Below are 18731 nucleotides of genomic sequence, written 5' to 3' on the forward strand. Positions count from 1 at the left end.
TGATCAGAATCCGCAAAAGACACATTCATGCATATTGAATTGTGGTACTATAAAGGGGAATATTTCTTTTTGTGGAAAGGGAAAATCATGTCTGATATTAAACCGAAAGTTTTTATCGGCTCTTCTGCCGAGGTAGTAAAAGATGGTTATGTAGGGGCTGTTGCAAGAGCGCTAACTTATCATGCCGAGGTAACCCCCTGGACCTCTGGTGTATTCCAAGTGAACAATGCGACAATGGACGATTTGGAGAAGCAAGTTGAAGCAAACGACTTTGCTGTTTTTGTGCTCGCGGCAGACGATGTTGTGAATTTGCGCGGTGATATGTTTTTAACGCCGCGCGATAATACAACGTTTGAATTGGGATTATTTTGGGGGAAGCTGAAGCGGGAAAGAGTTTTCTTTATTATGCCTGCAGCAGTTAGCGAAGTATTTCAAGAAACAAAGCTCACAAGGCTTCGAATTCCTTCTGACCTTCATGGATTAACTCCGCTCTACTACGATGCAAATACAGAAAATAAAGATGCTGCCGTATTCGGTGCTTGTGATGCAATAGCAGCAAAAATCAATGATCTTCAAAAATTTGTGAGTTCTGATCATTATCCCTTGATTAACTTCTTGACGCAGTTCAGCAAGGAGCTGCTTCTTGATCCAAAAGGGCGCTACAACCATCTTTACGAGGCATTGCGCACAGCTTACTATACAACTGTAATACCTGAAGCTTCTGTTTCAGGTGCTGCAGTTTGGCTGGTTAGGGAAGAAGAGGGAATTGAACAAGTAGCGGGAAATGTAGGACGTGGAAGGTTTTATAAATTCAAAGATTACATCTCAAAAAATAAAGATATAAAACAGGCGCCGAGCGTAATGAACGTTCATTTATCAGGGACCGAACAAGCGATTAAATATGACGAGACCGGCGTTGCGAATGTATATTTGCTATGCTATCCTGTGAGTAAGAATATCGTTGTAACCATTCATATTACAGTGAATGGGAGAAGGGCGGCAACTGGTGTAATCGAACGACTTATGGACGTCAACGAGGAATTAATGAATTCGATCAATTATGTATTTGGAGGTGAAGGGATATGAACAGAAGAAATACTTCGCAAAGAGTTATAAAATTGCCTGTTCAAGGAACTTACCCGCGAAAAATTAATGCGGTAACGCGCGAAAAAGTCTCAGCTCCTACCTTGGGTAGCGGAAACGATAGTATAGGTACAGTAATTATTAAAAGAAAAGCTCAGTATAAGCGTCCGGCTTTTCTCAAATAAAACAACTATAAAAAGGACACTCCAGCCTGTTTTCTGGCCGGAATGTCCTTTTTTGTTTTTTTGAAAAGTGAAAAAGAATCGATTATTTCCCTTCCCGACATTCAGCCACGGCCGTCTTCAACTGCTCCATCGCCTGTTCGATCACGCCGCGCGAGCAGGCGACGTTCATGCGCATAAAGCCGGCGGCTTCCGTGCCGAACATGGTGCCGTCGTTCAGCGCGATACCCGCTTTGTGCAGCAGGAACTGCATCAGGTCCTTGGCGCTCAGGCCGAGGCCGCGGAAATCGATCCACAGCAGATAGGTCGCTTCCGGCAGGCGGACCGACAGTTCCGGCAGATGCTCCGCAATCTGGTCCCGCACGTATTCCATATTGTCGCGCACGTAGCCCAGCAGCTCGTCGAGCCATTCGCCGCCGTACGTATACGCGGCCTCCGTCGCCGTCGCGCCCAGCGTGCTGATCGAGCCGAGCCCGTGCATCTTGGCGACGGTGCGCTCGAACGACAAGCGCAGCTTATCGTTCGGGATCACGATATTCGATACCGACAGCCCGGCCAGATTGAACGTTTTGCTCGGCGCCGTACAGACGATACAGTTATCGCGCGCCGCTTCCGAGACGGAAGCGAACGGGATATGCGACTTCGGTTCGAAGATCAGGTCGGCGTGGATCTCGTCGGCCACGACCAGCACGCCGTGCTTGGCGCACAGTTCCGCCAACCGCTCCAGATCTTCCCGTTTCCAGACGCGTCCCACCGGATTGTGCGGGCTGCACAGGATCAGCATTTTCACATCGTCGGCCAGCTTGCGGTGTAGATCGTCGAAGTCCATCTCGTAACCGCCTTCTTCGGTCGCGGCCAACGGGTTCGTGACCAGCTGGCGTCCGTTCTCGCGCACGATGTTGTAGAACGGCGGGTAGACCGGCGTCTGAATCGCGATCTTGTCGCCCGGCTTGGTGAAAGCTTCCACGGCAAAAGCCAGCGCGGGCACGACGCCCGGCGTAAAGGTGATCCAGTCCGGTTCGATCGTCCAGTTATGGCGTTCGCGCATCCAGTTTACGACCGATTCGAAATAGGCCGGGGTACGGAACGTATAGCCGAATACGCCGTGATCCACCCGTTTATGCAGCGCGTCCAGCACCGCCTGCGGCGCGGCGAAATCCATATCGGCGACCCACAGCGGCAGCGCATCGGGAACGCCGAACACTTTTTCGCGGCCGTCCCATTTCTCGGAAGCGCTCTGCAGACGGTCGATCTGCGTATGGAAGTCGAAGCTGCTTTTTAAAGTCATATCAGTAATTCCTCCTCGGTTCGATAAGCGGGTTTCGCAAACGTTCATTTGAATTATTATGCGTCAAAGAAAAATCGAAAGCAACGCAAGTTAGGCACTCGGAAAAAGAGGATAAAGCGGCCGAAAACGCATAAAATAGACAGCGAGCGGAACAACTTTTTTCCAAAACAAGCGTCTTTTATAGTAGGGTTATTTTTGCGCGAAGGCTTTTTGAAGCAGGAAAGCAATCGTAGGGTTGGCGATGATCGGGATATAGCAAGCGTTCAATACGATAACCTGAAATTGGGTAATGGTTGGGTGTCCGGGCTTTCGAAAAAGCCATTCTACTATTTGAAGGTACAGTTTAAGGAGGAGAAATCGATCATGAACAATTCGAACGCAAACAAACCGGCCAAGCCGCTGCTGGTTCTGGCGGCTGCGGCGCTTATCGCCGCGCCTGCGCTGAGTCTGCCGTCCGCGGATGCCGCGGCGGCATCCGCGACCAAATCCGCCGCTTCCACCGCCGCGCCTGCGGCCGATAAAGCGGCTGCCGCGTCCAAGACCGCGACGCCGGCGGCGGCAGCCAAACCCGCCGCGAACCAATCTGCGGCGCAGAAAGCCGCAGCCGCCAAAGCGGCCGCAGCCGACGCGGCTGCCGCGGCGAAAGATCCGTTCGGCGACATCCTCAAAGATCCGAATCGCGCAGCGATCATCACGCTGTTCGAGAACGAGATCGTTATGCCGGCCGCGGACCGCAAGTTCCGTCCGAGCGCCGAGATCGGCCGCGCCGATTTCACCGTTATCCTGGGACGGGCGATGGACGCCAACGGCAGCGTGTTCGACGTTAAGTTTACCGATCCGATTCCCGACTGGGCGATCCGCTACGTCGGCGGTCTGTCGGCGGCCGGCGTATACGACGGCTACCTGGTGACGAATGCGTTCGGACCGAAATCGCCGGTTACGCGCGCCGAAGCGGCGGCCATGGTCGCCCGCGCCGCGCATCTGGAACCGGTCGCCCTGCCTTCGGGCCTCGGCGGCGCCGGCAATATTCCGGTCTGGGCCCGCGACGACGTAGGCGCCGCTTACGCGGCGGGGTTGATTCCGGTTACGTCGAGCGGAACGCTGAACCCGAACAAGAAGGTCACGCGCAGCGAGATGGCGGCGATGATCGCGCCGATGTATGTCGAAGGCGCTTTTCTGCCGAAGGAAGAGGAGCCGATCGAAGAGCCGGTTGAAGAACCGGTTGTGGAGCCGATCAAGATTCCGGTCGAGACGCCGAAAGAAACGCCGTCCGAAACCCCGGCCGGCACACAAACGCCAGCCGCGCCGGCGGGCACACAAACGACGCCCGCAGCAGCGCCTGCAAGCTAAATTCGAATAAGCGCAAACCACGGCTTTCCTGCGGGAAAGCCGTTTTTTTGCCGGCTGCACAGGGTTCATAGCTTTTTTCGAAAAGGTTTTATATAATGGAAAACAGCATATAAAGCGTTTACATAACTGATGAATATATACGTGTAAACGACTCGAAAGGGGACGAACAGCATAAGCTACAAAGACGCATCGCAATCGTGGGAAGAACGCGCGGACGACCTGCTGGCGCAGATGACGCTGGAGGAGAAAATCGCCCAACTCACCTCGGCCCGGACGGGCAGCATGATCTCGGATGTGGAAAACTTCGTTTTTTCCGCCGAGCTGACCGCAAAGAACGTTCCGCACGGCTGCGGTTATATCGGACGGATCGGCGGAGCCACGGACCTGCTGCCGGCCGAGATGGCCCGGGCGATGAACGAAATCCAGAAACATTTTATGGAAGAAACGCGGCTCGGCATCCCGGTGCTGTTTATGACGGAAGCGACCTCGGGCGTGCTCAGCCGGAATCATACGCTGTTTCCGCAAAATATCGGTGCCGGCGCCATGTTCGACGAAGAGCCGGTGCGGGAGATGGCCGACGCGATGCGCCGGGAAATGACCGCGACCGGGGAGCGCTGGGCGCTCGGTCCGGTGGTGGACGTGATCCGCGATCACCGCTACGGGCGCTACGAAGAATCGTTCGGCGAAGACGTTTACCTGGCGAGCCGGTACGGTTCGGCGTATGTGCGGGGACTCCAGTCGGACGACCTGACCCGGGGCGTCGCGGCGACGCTCAAGCATTTTGTAGCCCAGGGTATCAGCGACGGGGGACGCAACTGCGGACCGGTGCATGTGACCGACCGCGAGCTGCTCGACGGCTACGCCGTTCCGTTCGAAGCGGCGATCCGCGAGGCGGGCGCGCTGTCGGTAATGGCGGCGTACCACGAGATCGACCAGGTGCCGGTGCACGCGTCTTCCCATATTCTGCGCGATCTGCTGCAGGATAAGCTGGGCTTCGACGGCCTGACCGTCTCCGACGGCAACGGCATCCAGCTGATCCAGTCGTTCCAGGAATACTGCGGAACGCAGGAAGAAGCGGTGAAGCTGGCGCTGGAAGCCGGGATCGAATGCGAGCTGGACTTTATGTTCACGCAGTATTTGCAGGGGCTCGTCGAACGCGGCGAAGTGAAGCAGGCGCTGGTGGACGCGGCTGTGCGCAAAGTGCTGTCGCTCAAATTCCGCCTGGGATTGTTCGACCGCCCTTACGTGGACGAATCCGCCGTGGACGCCTCCGTTTGCGCGCCGGATATGGTCGAGCTGTCGAAGCGGATGGCGCTGCGCTCGATGACGCTGCTCAAGAACGAAGACGGCATCCTGCCGCTTAATCCTTCTTTTAAAAAGATCGCCGTAATCGGTCCGCTCGCGCACGTCAAAGAGTTTGCTTACAGCGATTACTCGTACCCCGCCCATATCGAAGACATGTACTACTCGTCGGAAGGGCTGACCGAAGAAGAAGTACTGGCGCGGACGCTTTTTTTCAAAAAGAAAAATACCCGCTACGAAGACCTGTATCACGATATGCACACCGTATACGAAGCGTTGAAGTCGGCGCTGCCGGAAACAGAAGTGGTCTACTCGGCCGGGCTCAAAGATACGTACGATTACCATGGGGACGCAGACTTCTACCGGATCGACGAAGCGGTGGACGCGGCGCGGGACGCCGACGTCATTATCGCGGTCTGCGGCGACACGAGCGGCATGGGACGCGAGAACGACAGCGGCGAATCGACGGACCGCGTGGAGATCGGCTTGTCGCAAGAACAGAAAAAACTGCTGAGAGACCTCAAGGAAACCGGCCGGCCGGTCGTGCTCGTTCTGTGCAACGGCCGGCCGCTGGAGCTGCTGGAAGAAAGCGAAAGTATGGACGCCATCCTCGAAGCCTGGAAGCCGGGCATGCGCGGAGCCGAAGCGATCGCGGAAACGCTGACGGGCGCGTACAATCCGGGCGGTAAGCTTCCCGTCACGCTGCCCAAAGCGCTCGGCCAGCTGCCGGTGCATTATTCGCAGCTTGCGACCGGACACAAGCAGTTCTGGCGCGGCAAGTATCTGGAGATGGATCTGGCGCCGCTGTATCCGTTCGGCTACGGGCTGAGTTACACGACGTTCGAAGCGGAAAATGCGAAGTTCGAGCTGACGGACAGCGGCGTGAAGATTGAGGCCGACGTGCTCAATACGGGCGAAGATGGCGGCGATCAGGTGGTGCAGGTGTACGTACGCAAAAAGTACGCCAGCGTGCTCCAGCCGGAGCGCGAGCTGAAAGCGTACAAGCGCGTAAGTATCCCGGCCGGCGGCCGCGCTTCGCTTGTCTTCGAGATTCTGTTCGATTCGATCGGCTACCACGACCGCGAGATGAAGCTGGTGCTGGAGAACGTGCAGCTCGACGTCATGCTCGGCTTCTCGTCTCAGGATATCCGGGCGGAGAAGACGTTCAAGCTGGAGTTTGAAGGCGGGAGACGGGAGATCGGGTGGAGGGTGTTCGGGAATAAAGTTTTATTTCGTTTAAAATAAATATTTGAACAAAAAGGAAACGAGGATTTTATAACCCGTTTCCTTTTTTATTATAATAAATTTTATTTTATGTCATGTAAAATGTCGTTTAAAAGTCATATAAAATGTGATATTCTAAGCATAGTGAATGTAAATCAATATAAGGAGGCTAAATCATGGAACTTTCAAATGAATATGTACGGCAGCGGCAGAAAATCGAACCGGAACAAGAAGAAGCCAATTTGGAAGGTATTCAATTTTTCATGAATAATGTTATGAATATAAGCGAAGCAACCCGCAAAAATAAGCTGGCCGAGATTTTGGAAAACTTTGCTGTAAAGCAGGATAAAAAAGTATACGTCATTCAAAATAGTAAGAAAAAAGAAGCTGCAGGAGTCGTAAGCAGTCTCAAACATTATCTGGATCGAGAAAAGATGTTAAGAGAACTTCAGGATGAGGTATTGCGTCTTAGCGAAGAAGTGCTGCTCTTAAAGGTGCAGGTTAGAGAAGATCAGCCGACTCTGACTTTAGCTGAGGCAATGCAGAAGATGAACTTCGATGAAGCCGAGTTGAAAGATATTTTCGATAATGCGGATGAGGTGAAAATCGACTAATGAGCTTGGAGCAGCTTATTCAGAACTTTACTGAACGGATGCTTCTCGAATACAAAGTCGATATCCGTTTTAAACTAGGGCGTGTTTGAAAACTCCGAAGGAAGCAGATTTTGCCGAATTTTCGTTCTCAACAAGGAACTTTTTCGCAGTCGTGCCGGGGCACGTCAAGAGAAAGTGACGCGGTGGAGGGCGAAAAGGCGGTAAAAGATGCACGTCGTTGAGTTTTCAAACACGCCCTAGGCGTATTCGATGATTTGCAGCAGTATCCGAAAGGCGATATAAATAAGATCTTTAAAGCGATTATTCAAAGATTTCGCTCAAACGCAAATCCGCATGAGATCTCTCCAACCTGGAGATTACGAGACGATCTGTACGGAGCCTATAAAATTCGCTTGCTGGACGAAGGAATACGAATTATTTATCGAGTAGCCGAAGAGCTGCCGACACACACTGTTATCGAGATTTATGCAATAGGACCGCGAAAAAACGAACTTGCTTACCAAGTAGCAAAGCGGAGAAAAGACTGGTGAAGTAAAGAATTCATACAAAAAACAGGCGCCAGGTCTCCGACTTTACGGAATACCGGGCGCCTTCTTTGCTCAGCCCACAAACAACGATTCCGCCCCGTCGATATGCACGACCGCGCCGCTGATATGCTCCGAGTCGTCGGAAGACAGGAACGCGACCAGCTTGGCGACCTGTTCGGGTTTGCCGCTGCCCTCGGGCAGGGGGACGGTGCCGTCCGGGTATTCGACCGGCTTGGTGTCCATGTCCTCGGCTTCCGGTTCGATGTCGCCGCTGCCCGAGATGTTTGTCTCGATCGTGCCCGGAGCGACGATATTGACGCGGATATTGGAAGGCCCCAGCTCGAACGCGGCCATCTGGCCGAAGGCGGCGATCGACGCTTTGGACGTGCTGTAGGCGGAGAAGCCTTTTTGCGAAAAAACGCGGGTGCCGCTGAGCGAGCTCGTGAGTACGATGCTGCCTTTTTCATTGGCTTTCAGGTACGGAATCGCGTATTTAACGCTGGTGAACGTGCCTTTGACATTGTTCAGCAGCGTCGCGTCGAACTCGTCGTCTTCGATCGATTCGATCGGACCGACGACGCCGAGGATACCGGCATTGGCGAAGAGCGTATCGATCCTGCCGTATCGGGATACCGCCTGCTCCAGCGCGTCCCGATACTGGCCGGGCACGGAGATATCGACGGTAAAGGCCAGCGCTTCGCCGCCGGCCGCTTCGATCTCCGCGCGAACGCCTTCCACGAACTGCGTATCGCGGTCGATCAGGATCAGCCTGGCGCCTTCTTCGGCCAGCAGCAGCGCGGCGGCGCGGCCGATGCCGGAACCGGCTCCGGTGACGACCGATACTTTTCCGTTCATTCTGGAGGAACTTGGCATAGTGAAGCACTCCTTCGGGATAGGTTTTTTTGATCTCGGCTTATCCTTACCCCTCGGAGAACGAGTCAATCAATAGATCAGCCGGTTGTCCGTCTAAAAGGTCAAATCCTCGTGCGTCCGGCGGCTCGCAGCCGGGCGAAAGCCGCGGCGGCCAGCGCGATATCGACGACGCAGACGATCCAGTACGGAATTTGCAGCGAAGCCGTCCGGCCGAGACCGAGCGACTCCTCGCCCAGCGAAACGACCAGTCCGCCCAGCAGCGCGCCGATCGCGCCCATGCCGAGCGACAGGAAGCGGAACACGCTGCCGACCCGGCCCAGCAGATGATCCGGCACGCTGCGCTGGAGAATCGAAGAGCGCACGACATTGTAGGTCACGATAAAGAAAGCCGCGAGAAAGTAAAAAGCGCCGACCACGTACGGGCTGCGCGTCAGCCCGACGATGCCGTAGCAAACGCCGAGCGCAAGCAGCGACAGCAACATGACCGTATTCGCTTCGGCCCGCTTGCGCCAGCGCGCGACGGCCTGACCGCCGATCACGCTGCCGACGGTGGCGATCGCCAGCAGCACGCCGAAGCCCAGCGAGTCCAGCCCGAGCACATCCTGGACGAAGAACACCTGCGTGGCGACCATGCCGGAGAACGTGAGCGTGACCAGCACGGACATGACGGCAAGCAGCCGCAGAAACGGATCTCCGCCTATATAACGGATGCCGAGGGACATTTCGCGCAGCCAGCCCGTACGTTCGCGCTTGCCGGGGCGAGTGCTGCCGCCGGAAGCGTCCGGGAGTGCTTCGCCGGCTGCTCCCTGCGCTGAATCGCTCTGCGCCGGACCGTCCGGCGCGGGCTCCGGCCGGAACGCGCCCCGCAGCGAGAGCAGGATCAGGAACGACAGCAGCGCCGTCGCGGAATCGATGGCGAACGGGATGACGAGGCCGATCGTCACGATCAGGCCGCCGAGCGACGCGCCGAGAATATCGCTGGTGATCAGCTGGCCCGCGGTGAATTGGCCGTTGGCTTTTTCCAGCCGATCCTTATGTACGATGCGCGGAATCAGCGTCTGCACGGTGCTGTCGAACGCGACCCGGCTGACGCCGATCAGGAACGTGAAGACCATCAGCAGCGGAATACTGACGGCGTTCAGGGCAACGCAGGCGGTCAGCGCGATCAAAGCGGCGGCGCGCAGCAGACTGGACAGCACGGCGATTTGTTTGCGCGAATGCCGGTCGATCAGCACGCCGATCGGCAGGCTGAACAGCAGCCAGGGCAGCCGCATGGCAGTTGTGACGAGCGAAGCCTGGAAGGTGTCGCGGGTCACGCCGGAGATCAGCCACGGCACGGCGGTCAGCGTCAGCCCGTCACCGAGAAACGTCAGGGCGACGGCCGCAAACAGCCGCTTGTAGTTGGGATTGGCGCCGAGTTTTTCTTTCGATTGTTCGGGAACATTGGAAGATAAAGAGCGACCTGCCATGAACGAATATTCTCCTTTATATGAAAGATTTATCTCTATACTAATCGAAACCTTTCAAAATTTCAGCTTTCCGATTGTAAGATCGTTATTTTGAATGAGGGAAGGGTAAATAATTTTTAACATATTCATGCTTTGTTTTGTAAAAAGGTTAACGTTTGTCAGGCCCATGTAACGGAAAGTCGGCTATAATGGAAATAATGTCTGCCGTTTTGTTTGAGTCTTTATAAATGCCGCACGGTTCGGAGGAATGATTATGGGTCTAGTCTTTAGCTTTTTAAAGAAGTACCGCACCGCATCCATCCTGGCGCTGCTCATGATGGTGATCGAACTTGCGGTCGAACTGTCGCAGCCGTATCTGATCTCGAAAATCATCGACGAAGGCATCGTGCAGTCCGATCTCGGCATCGTCTGGATGTGGGGCGGCATTCTGGTCGCGGGAGCGGCGGTCGCGTTCGCGGCCGGCATCGCCAGTTCCTTTCTCGCTTCGTACGCCAGCCAGGGATTCGCCAGCGATCTGCGCGGCGCGCTGTATGAGAAAGTGCAGTCGTTCTCGTATTCGGTGTTCAGCCGTTTCGCCACGTCTTCGCTGATTACGCGGATGACCGGCGATATTACGCAGCTTCAAGATACGGTATTCATGAGTCTGCGGTTTATGACGCGCGTGCCGCTGGTCGTAGCGGGAAGCGTTATCATGGCGCTGATCGTCAACGTCAAGCTGGGACTGCTGCTGGCGCTGACCGCGCCGCTGCTGTTTGCGTTCGTCATGCTGATTATGCGGCGGGCGGGAGCGATGTTCAAAAAGGTGCAGCGCCGGCTCGACAAAGTCAACGGCGTGATTCAGGAAAATCTGACCGGTATCCGCTTGATTCGCGTATTCGTGCGCATGAAGCACGAGAACGGACGCTTCGCCGCTTCCAGCGGCAAGCTGATGAAAGGCACGGTGTCCGCGCTGCGGCTGACCGAGACCACCATGCCGTTTATCATGCTGGTCATGAACGCGGCGATCGTCGCCGTGCTGTGGTTCGGCCGCGCCGATATTTCCTCGGGCGAAGCCAGCGTCGGCGAAGTGGTGGCGGTCGTCAACTACGCGCTGCGCACCATCGGGGCACTGTCCGCGTTCTCGTGGATCGCGGTCACGTTCTCGCGGGCCGGCGCTTCGGCGCAGCGGGTACGCGAAGTGATGGACACCGAGAACTCGGAAGCGGAGAACGCTTCGCCGCCCGCCGCCCGCGCGCAGTCCGCCGATCGCGGTTCTGCCGCGGACCCGGGAGAAGCGATCGAAGGCGGCGTGGAGTTCGAGCATGTCGTGTTCAAATATCCGACCAGCGATATCAAAGTGCTGGAAGACATCTCGTTCGAGATCGAAGCGGGCCGCCGCGTCGCGATCATGGGCGCGACCGGCTCCGGCAAGTCGTCGCTCGTGCAGCTGATTCCGCGTCTGTACGACCGCGATCAGGGACAGATTCGTATCGACGGCCGAGGCATCGAAGAGTGGGACGTCGATCTGCTGCGCCGCAGCATCGGCTATGTGCCGCAGGAAGTGCTGCTCTTTACCGGTTCGATCCGCGAGAATATCGCCTGGGGCCGCGAAGACGCGACGCTCGAAGAGATTACGGAAGCGGCGAAGATCGCGCAGATCCACGAAACGGTCGAGAAACTGCCGAACGGCTACGATACGCAGCTGGGCCAGCGCGGCGTCAATTTGTCCGGCGGCCAGAAGCAGCGTTTGTCGATCGCGCGCGCCCTGGTGCGCCGCCCGGCGATCCTGATTCTCGACGACAGCACGAGCGCGCTCGATGTGGCGACGGAGTCCAAGCTGCTGGGCGCGCTGGAAAGCATCTCCTGCACCACATTCCTGATTACGCAGAAGATCAGCTCCACCCAGGCGGCGGATTTGATCCTGCTGCTGGACGAAGGCAAACTGATCGCCGGAGGCACGCATGGCGAACTGATGCGCGGCTCCGAGCTGTACCGCCATATCTACGAATCCCAATTTGAAAAGGGGGAAGCGCTGCATGCCTAACGCGCTGACCGAGCCGTTTCGCCAGCCGAGACCGCCGGTCATCGCCGATCCGTCGAAGGCGGGCGGCGACCACAAGAAACCGAAAAAAAGAGCGAAAAACGTTTCCGGCACGCTGGCGCGCATCTGGACCTACCTGGCCCGCCGCAAGCTGAAACTGTCGCTCGTGCTGTTTATGGTGCTGATTACCTCGGCGCTGTCGCTGCTCGGCCCGTACATGATCGGGGTGGCGGTCGACGACTACCTGGACGGCTCGCGCGAGTTCTGGGGCATGGGCTGGGTCGCGTTCCTGATCGTGCTCGGCGTCGTATACCTGCTGAATCCGCTGACCATGTTTCTGCAAAGTATCTGGATGATCGAGATCGCGCAGGAAACGGTGTACCGGATGCGCGTCGATCTGTTTTCCCATCTGCACAAGCTTCCTATCCCGTTCTTCGGCAAACGCCAGCAGGGCGAGCTGATGAGCCGGGTCACGAACGATATCGAAAATGTCAGCGGAACGCTGAACAGCTCGGCGATCCAGATCTTCTCCAGCGTGCTGATCCTGATCGGGACGCTCGGCGTGATGCTGAGTCTCAGCCCGCTGCTGACGCTGCTCACCTTTATCGTCGTGCCGCTGATGGCGTTCGGCATGCGCTGGATCACCCGGCGCACCGGCCCGCTGTTCAAAGAACGCCAGAGCAATCTGGGCGACCTGAACGGCTATATCGAAGAAACGCTGTCCGGGCAGCGCATCATCAAAGCGTTCTCGCAGGAAGATCGCGTCAAGCGCGAATTCGGCGAGCGCAACGAGCGTATCCGGCTGTCGGGCTTCTGGGCGCAGACCATTTCCGGCATGATCCCCAAGCTGATGAACGGCCTGAACAACCTGAGCTTCGCGCTCGTCGCGGGCATCGGCGGCATTCTGGCGATCAACGGCCAGGTGACGATCGGGATCATTATTATCTTCGTGGAGTACGCGCGCCAGTTCACCCGTCCGCTGAACGATCTGGCGAACCAGTGGAACACGCTGCTGTCCGCCATCGCGGGCGCGGAGCGGGTGTTCGAGATCATGGACGAAGACGTGGAAAATAAAGACGAAGGTAAAGCGGCGAAGCTGGATAAAGTCGAAGGCGCCGTCAAGTTCGAAGGCGTATCGTTCGGCTACGACGAAGGGCAGACGACCCTGTCCGATATCTCGTTCGAAGCCAAGCCGGGCGAAACGATCGCGCTGGTCGGACCGACGGGCGCCGGCAAAACGACGCTGATCCAGCTGCTGTCTCGTTTCTACGACGCCAGCGGCGGACGGATCACGATCGACGGCCGCGAGATCGGCAGCATCCAGCGGGAGAATCTGCGCTCGCATATGGCGTTCGTGCTCCAGGATACGTTTCTGTTCGAAGGCACGATCCGCGAAAATATCCGTTACGGCCGGCTCGACGCCACCGACGAAGAGATCGAGGAAGCGGCTAAGCTCGCCAACGCGCATTCGTTTATCGCGCGGCTGGAAGGCGGCTACGACAAGATGCTGACGGGCGGCGGCAGCGGTATCAGCCAGGGGCAGAAGCAGCTGCTGGCCATCGCCCGCGCGATGCTCGCCGACCCGGCGATTCTCGTGCTGGACGAAGCGACGAGCAGTATCGACACCGTCACGGAAATCAAGATCCAGCAGGGCCTCCAGCGCCTGATGAAAGGCCGCACCAGCTTCGTGATCGCCCACCGCCTGAACACGATCCGCCAGGCCGACCAGATCCTGGTGCTCAAGGATGGCGGCCTGCTCGAACACGGTTCGCACGACGAACTGCTGGAGCAGGGCGGCTTCTACAGCGGCCTGTACCACGGGCAGATCGTGCAGGAGGAAGCGGGAGATTAAATCGGAATTCATAAAGAAAAGAATCGCGGATTACAACGGCTTCGCCTTCGGGCGGAGTCTTTTTTTTGCGAAAAACAGCTTATCGGTCACAAAAGAAGCCCGCCGCTCGTTCCATGCACATCACCGGAAAGGGGAGAAGAAAATGAAAACGAGCGAGGCGGCGGTTGTGGAACGGAAACATGGGCGGACGGCGCAAAACGGAGCGTTTACCGTCGTCGTGATCGGAGGCGGGTACGCGGGATTGCAAACTCTGCTTGCGCTGCGCAAGGAACTCGGCCCGGATGCGGCGAATCTCATCTTGATCGATCGAAACGAAAGCCATCTGCAAAAAGTCATGCTGTTTCGCAGAGCGGCATCTGCGGAGAACATCGAAGTGCCGTTTACGCGGCTGCGGCGGCACGGCGCGGCGTTTATCCGGGCCGAGGTACGGAATATCGACCGGGAGTCCCGCGCGGTCGAACTTGAGCTTCCGGACGGAACAAAGGCCGTTCAATCGTACGACCGCCTTGTGATCGCCGCGGGTAGCATCGCGGCGGCCGCTCCGGCGGACCGGGGCGGCATCGAGCTGGCGGGTCCGGGGGAAGCGGACCGGATTCGCGGCGAGCTGCGCCGCCTGGTCGATCGGGCCGCGGGCGGCGGGACGATGCCGCGGGTCGTTGTGGTAGGCGGCGGCGCGTCGGGCATCGAGACGGCGGCCGAGATCGCGGCCGGACTCAAGCGGATGGCCGCGCAGGCGGGGCTTCCGGCGGAGCGGGGCGCCGCCGTCACGCTGCTCGACCGGGGCGAGCGTCTGCTGCCGCAGGCGTCCGCTTATGTGAGCGGCCGGCTGGAGGCCGAGCTGCGCAAAGCGGGCGTCGAGACGCTGAGCGGGCGCAGGGCGGCGCGCTTCGCGGACGGCGCGGTCGAGCTGGAAAGCGGCGAACGCCTGGACGCCGGTCTGTGCATATGGACGACCGGACAGCGGGCGAATCCGGTCTGCGCGGCCTGGGGGCTGCCCGTCGATCCCGAGGGGCGGGTACTTACGGAAACCGGCTACCGGTTGAAGGGCTCGGCGGATATTTACGCGGTCGGCGACTGCGCGAGGGTCTGCGATCCGTCCACCGGCCGGATCGACGGAATGAGCTGCCGCGAAGCGACCGCCCAGGCGCGCCTGCTGGCGAAAGCCATCGCCGCGGATTGGGAACATCGCCCTGCGCCCGCGCACCGCGCGGCTCCGTTCGTGCTGTGTCTTGCGCTCGGGCCGGATCGGGGCTTTGCCTGGACCCGATTCCTGCATCGGGACATCGTCCTGACCGGGGCGCTCGGCTTGAAAGCGCGGGAATATACGTGGAGCCTGACGAATCTGCTCGGCAAATAAAAGAAAAGAAAGGAGGCGTTCTATGGAGCGGGACACGGAGCGGCTGTATACCCGGTACCGGCCGCTGCTTTTTTCGCTGGCTTACCGGATGCTGGGCACGGCGGCGGACGCGGAGGACGTCGTGCACGACGTGTTTATCCGGCTGGAAGAGCAGCCGATCGAAGCCAAAGCGCATATGAAAGCCTATCTGTGCAAAATGACGACCAACCGCTGCCTGGATGTGCTCAAAAGCGCGCGGGTCAAGCGCGAGGTCTACATCGGGCCGTGGCTGCCCGAGCCCGTGCCGACGGGCGAGCACGATCCGGCGGCTGTTTATTTGCAGGACGAGAGTGTCTCTTACGCGATTCTGCTGCTGCTGGAATCGCTGGAACCCGAGGAACGCGCGGTGTATATCCTGCGCGAAGCGTTCGCATTCGATTATCGGACGATTGCGGAAGCCGTCGGCCGTTCGGAAGCGTCCTGCCGCAAGACGATGAGCCGGCTGCGCCCGAAGCTGGCCGCGGCGCTGCCCGAAGCCGGGCTGCTGAGCGCCGCCGAAGCGGAGCCGCTGGCGCGGCAGTTCCTGCACGCCGCGCGCACGGGCGATATGCAGGGCATGATGGAGCTGCTGCATCCCGATGTCGTGCTGCGGGCGGACGGGGGCGGCCGCGTAACCGCCGCGGTTCGTCCGGTATCCGGCGCGTCTTCGGTCGCGGCGTTTCTGGGCGGACTGTTCCGCAAATATATCGGCTTGGCGGCAAATCCCGAATCCGCGCCCGAACCGGATGCGAACAATGCTGTGCAGGCGGCGGGCGAGCCCCTGTCGCTCCGCAGCGTAAACGGCCGGACGGGAATCGTGTTTACCGACGGGCAAACGGCAAATACGGTATTCGTCGTCGAAGCGTCCGCCGGACGGATTACATCCGTGTACGTTGTGCGCAATCCCGAGAAGCTGGAGCGGATTCGGGGATAACATCGTTTTCGACCTATAGAATCTTTTTTACGCGGACCCGCAGATTCTATAACCTGCCGCCTGCCCCCTCGTGCCTATAATGAAACGAATACCGCACAGGGGAGATGAGCAGACATGACGGCAGGAGAAATCGGAAGAGCCGGCGAAGCGCCGGCGGCCGAAACGGGAACCGCGCGGGCCGCCGATCCGGCAGCCGGCAAGAACGCCGGGTGGGACTGGGCGCAGGCCGAGCGGGAGATGCTGGAGCTGATCGGACAGCTCGTCGATATCGACAGCGGAACGTTCGACAAAGAAGGCGTGGACCGGGTCGGCGGCTTGCTGGCGGAAGAGTACCGGAAGCTCGGCTTCAAGGTCGAAGCGCAGCGGCGCGAGGAGAGAGGCGACAATCTGCTGATTACGCATCCGTACGGCAGGAAAGCGGATATTCTGGCGATCGCGCATATGGATACGGTATTTCCGAAAGGAACCGCGTCGAAGCGGCCTTTTTCGCGGGATGAACGCAAAGCCTACGGACCGGGCGTGATGGATATGAAAGCGAGCCAGATCACGACGCTGTACGCGCTGAAATACCTGATCGCTTCGGGCAGTCCGGCTTACCGGGACGTGCGCCTTGTGCTGAACACCGACGAGGAAGTAGGCTCCGTCCACTCGCGGCAGCTGATCGAGGAGCAGGCCCGGCAGAGCCGGTATGCCCTGATCGTCGAACCGAGCGACGACGAAGGCACGCTGGTCACGGGGCGGCGCGGCGGAGGCAAATACTATTTGTCCGTTGCCGGCATTGCGGCGCACTCGGGCGCGGAACCGGAGAAAGGGCGCAGCGCCATCGCCGAGCTGGCGCACAAGATCCTCAAGCTGCACGCGCTGACCGACGCCGAAGCGGGCATCCACGTCAATGTCGGCGTGATCTCCGGGGGCACGTCGAGCAACACGATCGCGCCGCACGCGCAGGCCAATATCGACGTGCGCATGGAAACTGCGGAACAGGCGGCCGAGCTCGACCGCCGCGTGCGCGAAATCTGCTCGTCGGTCGATATCGAAGGCACGAGCCTGGAGCTTACCGGCGGCATCACGCGCCCGCCGATGATTCCGACGCAGGCGTCGGAACGCCTGCTGGGCATCGTGCAGGAAGAATCGCTGAAGCTGGGCGAGCGCATCGTCGACAAGAAAGTCGGCTCCGGCTCGGACGGGAATCTGACCGCCTCGGTCGGCATCCCGACGATCGACGGTCTGGGCCCGAGAGGCGGCAGCGCGCACAGCGCGGACGAATACCTGCTGCTCGACTCGCTGATTCCGCGAACGAAGCTGCTGGCGGCGGTGATCGAGCGGCTGAGCGGCGAGCGGGAGTAAGCAAACCGGAAGCGGCTGTTCAATCCAGTTGACTTTTGGGTTGATTTTCCAAAAGACAGAGTCCTATTTTTGGCAAACAAAATGCGGACAGCCCTTTTCGCTGAGAAAAGGGCTGTCCGCATGCTTTACGGGCAGCGAGTACCTTGTCAATTCCGTTTCGCAAAATAGATCCACATCGAGTAAAACAAAACGACCATGAACAGCAGCGCGCCCAGAAGAGAGAAAAACACCGCGGCGTTCAAAAATCCGGCAATCACCGTGGCGACGCCAAGCGCGGCAAACATGACCAGAGCCGTCATCGAAGCCGTTTTTTGGATAATCAGGCCGAAACGTTCGTCGTTTTCTTCGATACGCATCTTTTTGAGCGCGGCATCGTTTCTGGAACCTTTAATATTTTGCGCAAGAAACCCCAGAATCACAAGCTCCAATCCGAAAAAAATGCCTTGATGGAATCCTTTCGTAAAGCTGTTCAAGATCGGCAGCTCCGAGCGGTACAGCATGAATCCTGCATAAATCAACGCCACCCCTACCGCCAATGCCGTCAATACGCGAATACGGGTCCGTACTTTTTGGTGAAAAAGGTCCATCGTCTATTCCTCCACTTCGCTGAAATCAAATACTTCTTCGATCGTCAGCCCGAAATAGCGCGCAATCTTGTAAGCCAATACCAGGGAAGCCGTATATTTGCCGACTTCGAGCGACGTGATCGTTTGCCGGGTGACGCCGACGGCCAGTCCCAACTCTTCCTGCGACAGCTTGCGCTGCCTGCGCAGTTCCGGGATTCGCGTTTTCAACCGAACTCCTCCCTTGTCTCTTGCAATGTATACTTTGCATTTTTAGTATAGTCAGCTTTGCATAAAATATCAAGCCAGCTTTGCATTTTGATTTCTTTTTCGAAAAGGTAAACAAAAAACGAGTCTGCGGAATCTTCTTTGCAGCCCGTTTGCATGATCATGGTTTATAATAAAAAGAATTGAAAAAGGGGGCGGATGCATCGTGTTGGTTTGGTTGATGTTGGGGCTGCTGCTGTGTTGGACCGGAGTCATTGTGTATCGGGTGATTCGTCACGGCGTACAGCATCATTTCGTCGAAAGTGGAGGAGTGGCAGTCGTGGTATTAACAAGTAGTTGGATCTCTCTTGCGCAAAGCCCGGATTGGTTTCGATATGTCTGGTACGGCTTTCTGGCGCTGGCGATTGCTTACATCGCGTACGGGTCGTACGACAAGTACCGCGGGGGAACGGACGGGTTTGGACAGTGAAGAGCAGTAAAGCGACTTTGAATACCTTTAG

Annotated in this window: 17 protein-coding genes; 12 read left to right on the forward strand and 5 right to left on the reverse strand. The window is 57.8% G+C overall.

What is annotated here, in order from left to right:
- The first annotated feature begins 27 nt into the window (after nt 1-27).
- Nucleotides 28-1086 (forward strand): TIR domain-containing protein, encoded by a 1059-nt coding sequence (locus QWJ34_RS00665; RefSeq protein WP_302725123.1) that lies wholly within the window; start codon nt 28-30, stop codon nt 1084-1086.
- A complete protein-coding gene (locus QWJ34_RS00670; RefSeq protein ID WP_302725124.1) occupies nt 1083-1268 on the forward strand; it encodes a hypothetical protein in 186 nt (61 codons plus the stop codon). Before QWJ34_RS00665 ends, QWJ34_RS00670 begins: the two co-directional genes overlap by 4 nt.
- Nucleotides 1269-1350: 82 nt before the next feature.
- Here QWJ34_RS00670 and QWJ34_RS00675 read toward each other — a convergent pair whose 3' ends face one another.
- Nucleotides 1351-2553 carry a MalY/PatB family protein gene (locus QWJ34_RS00675; RefSeq protein WP_302725125.1) on the reverse strand — a complete coding sequence of 401 codons (1203 nt, stop codon included), beginning with the start codon at nt 2551-2553 and terminating at the stop codon, nt 1351-1353.
- A gap of 363 nt (nt 2554-2916) precedes the next feature.
- On the opposite strand from QWJ34_RS00675, the gene QWJ34_RS00680 reads away from it, so the two are divergent.
- From QWJ34_RS00680 to QWJ34_RS00695, 4 genes are all read left to right on the forward strand, one after another.
- The gene (locus QWJ34_RS00680) at nt 2917-3903 is read left to right on the forward strand and encodes an S-layer homology domain-containing protein (protein WP_302725126.1); all 987 of its coding nucleotides are present in this window, start codon (nt 2917-2919) and stop codon (nt 3901-3903) included.
- Between the two features lie 231 nt (nt 3904-4134).
- Nucleotides 4135-6450, forward strand: a complete 2316-nt coding sequence (locus tag QWJ34_RS00685; RefSeq protein WP_302725127.1) for a glycoside hydrolase family 3 N-terminal domain-containing protein — start codon at nt 4135-4137, stop codon at nt 6448-6450.
- Between the two features lie 155 nt (nt 6451-6605).
- Entirely contained in the window at nt 6606-7043 is a 438-nt protein-coding gene (locus tag QWJ34_RS00690; protein ID WP_302725128.1) for a hypothetical protein, read from the forward strand.
- Between the two features lie 254 nt (nt 7044-7297).
- Nucleotides 7298-7573 (forward strand): hypothetical protein, encoded by a 276-nt coding sequence (locus tag QWJ34_RS00695; RefSeq protein WP_302725129.1) that lies wholly within the window; start codon nt 7298-7300, stop codon nt 7571-7573.
- Between the two features lie 69 nt (nt 7574-7642).
- Here QWJ34_RS00695 and QWJ34_RS00700 read toward each other — a convergent pair whose 3' ends face one another.
- Complete coding sequence (locus QWJ34_RS00700; RefSeq protein ID WP_302725130.1) at nt 7643-8443, reverse strand: SDR family NAD(P)-dependent oxidoreductase; 801 nt, start codon at nt 8441-8443, stop codon at nt 7643-7645.
- Between the two features lie 101 nt (nt 8444-8544).
- The gene (locus tag QWJ34_RS00705) at nt 8545-9912 is read right to left on the reverse strand and encodes an MFS transporter (RefSeq protein ID WP_302725131.1); all 1368 of its coding nucleotides are present in this window, start codon (nt 9910-9912) and stop codon (nt 8545-8547) included.
- A 253-nt stretch (nt 9913-10165) separates the two neighbouring features.
- Here QWJ34_RS00705 and QWJ34_RS00710 point away from each other — a divergent pair, with 253 nt between their 5' ends.
- From QWJ34_RS00710 to QWJ34_RS00730, 5 genes are all read left to right on the forward strand, one after another.
- Entirely contained in the window at nt 10166-11935 is a 1770-nt protein-coding gene (locus QWJ34_RS00710) for an ABC transporter ATP-binding protein (RefSeq protein WP_302725132.1), read from the forward strand.
- The gene (locus QWJ34_RS00715; protein WP_302725133.1) at nt 11928-13784 is read left to right on the forward strand and encodes an ABC transporter ATP-binding protein; all 1857 of its coding nucleotides are present in this window, start codon (nt 11928-11930) and stop codon (nt 13782-13784) included. Before QWJ34_RS00710 ends, QWJ34_RS00715 begins: the two co-directional genes overlap by 8 nt.
- A gap of 142 nt (nt 13785-13926) precedes the next feature.
- The gene (locus QWJ34_RS00720; RefSeq protein ID WP_302725134.1) at nt 13927-15141 is read left to right on the forward strand and encodes an NAD(P)/FAD-dependent oxidoreductase; all 1215 of its coding nucleotides are present in this window, start codon (nt 13927-13929) and stop codon (nt 15139-15141) included.
- A 22-nt stretch (nt 15142-15163) separates the two neighbouring features.
- Complete coding sequence (sigJ, locus tag QWJ34_RS00725) at nt 15164-16093, forward strand: RNA polymerase sigma factor SigJ (protein ID WP_302725135.1); 930 nt, start codon at nt 15164-15166, stop codon at nt 16091-16093.
- A 237-nt stretch (nt 16094-16330) separates the two neighbouring features.
- On the forward strand, nt 16331-17440 hold the full coding sequence (locus tag QWJ34_RS00730; RefSeq protein ID WP_302725810.1) for a M20 family metallopeptidase: 1110 nt from the start codon (nt 16331-16333) through the stop codon (nt 17438-17440).
- Nucleotides 17441-17586: 146 nt separating this feature from the next.
- Here QWJ34_RS00730 and QWJ34_RS00735 read toward each other — a convergent pair whose 3' ends face one another.
- Nucleotides 17587-18027 (reverse strand): hypothetical protein, encoded by a 441-nt coding sequence (locus tag QWJ34_RS00735; protein ID WP_302725136.1) that lies wholly within the window; start codon nt 18025-18027, stop codon nt 17587-17589.
- 3 nt (nt 18028-18030) lie between these two features.
- Entirely contained in the window at nt 18031-18234 is a 204-nt protein-coding gene (locus QWJ34_RS00740; protein WP_302725137.1) for a helix-turn-helix transcriptional regulator, read from the reverse strand.
- Between the two features lie 202 nt (nt 18235-18436).
- Between QWJ34_RS00740 and QWJ34_RS00745 the strand changes: the two genes are divergently transcribed.
- A complete protein-coding gene (locus QWJ34_RS00745; RefSeq protein WP_302725138.1) occupies nt 18437-18700 on the forward strand; it encodes a hypothetical protein in 264 nt (87 codons plus the stop codon).
- The last annotated feature ends 31 nt before the right edge of the window (nt 18701-18731 follow it).

The organism is Saccharibacillus sp. CPCC 101409, assembly GCF_030518235.1.
In the GTDB taxonomy this organism is placed as follows: domain Bacteria; phylum Bacillota; class Bacilli; order Paenibacillales; family Paenibacillaceae; genus Saccharibacillus.

Coding starts and splice junctions, on each gene's coding strand:
- QWJ34_RS00665 (WP_302725123.1), top strand. CDS start 28: ATGCATATTGAATTGTGGTACTATAAAGGGGAATATTTCTTTTTGTGG.
- QWJ34_RS00670 (WP_302725124.1), top strand. CDS start 1,083: ATGAACAGAAGAAATACTTCGCAAAGAGTTATAAAATTGCCTGTTCAA.
- QWJ34_RS00675 (WP_302725125.1), bottom strand. CDS start 2,553: ATGACTTTAAAAAGCAGCTTCGACTTCCATACGCAGATCGACCGTCTG.
- QWJ34_RS00680 (WP_302725126.1), top strand. CDS start 2,917: ATGAACAATTCGAACGCAAACAAACCGGCCAAGCCGCTGCTGGTTCTG.
- QWJ34_RS00685 (WP_302725127.1), top strand. CDS start 4,135: ATGACGCTGGAGGAGAAAATCGCCCAACTCACCTCGGCCCGGACGGGC.
- QWJ34_RS00690 (WP_302725128.1), top strand. CDS start 6,606: ATGGAACTTTCAAATGAATATGTACGGCAGCGGCAGAAAATCGAACCG.
- QWJ34_RS00700 (WP_302725130.1), bottom strand. CDS start 8,443: ATGCCAAGTTCCTCCAGAATGAACGGAAAAGTATCGGTCGTCACCGGA.
- QWJ34_RS00705 (WP_302725131.1), bottom strand. CDS start 9,912: ATGGCAGGTCGCTCTTTATCTTCCAATGTTCCCGAACAATCGAAAGAA.
- QWJ34_RS00710 (WP_302725132.1), top strand. CDS start 10,166: ATGGGTCTAGTCTTTAGCTTTTTAAAGAAGTACCGCACCGCATCCATC.
- QWJ34_RS00715 (WP_302725133.1), top strand. CDS start 11,928: ATGCCTAACGCGCTGACCGAGCCGTTTCGCCAGCCGAGACCGCCGGTC.
- QWJ34_RS00720 (WP_302725134.1), top strand. CDS start 13,927: ATGAAAACGAGCGAGGCGGCGGTTGTGGAACGGAAACATGGGCGGACG.
- sigJ (WP_302725135.1), top strand. CDS start 15,164: ATGGAGCGGGACACGGAGCGGCTGTATACCCGGTACCGGCCGCTGCTT.
- QWJ34_RS00730 (WP_302725810.1), top strand. CDS start 16,331: ATGCTGGAGCTGATCGGACAGCTCGTCGATATCGACAGCGGAACGTTC.
- QWJ34_RS00735 (WP_302725136.1), bottom strand. CDS start 18,027: ATGGACCTTTTTCACCAAAAAGTACGGACCCGTATTCGCGTATTGACG.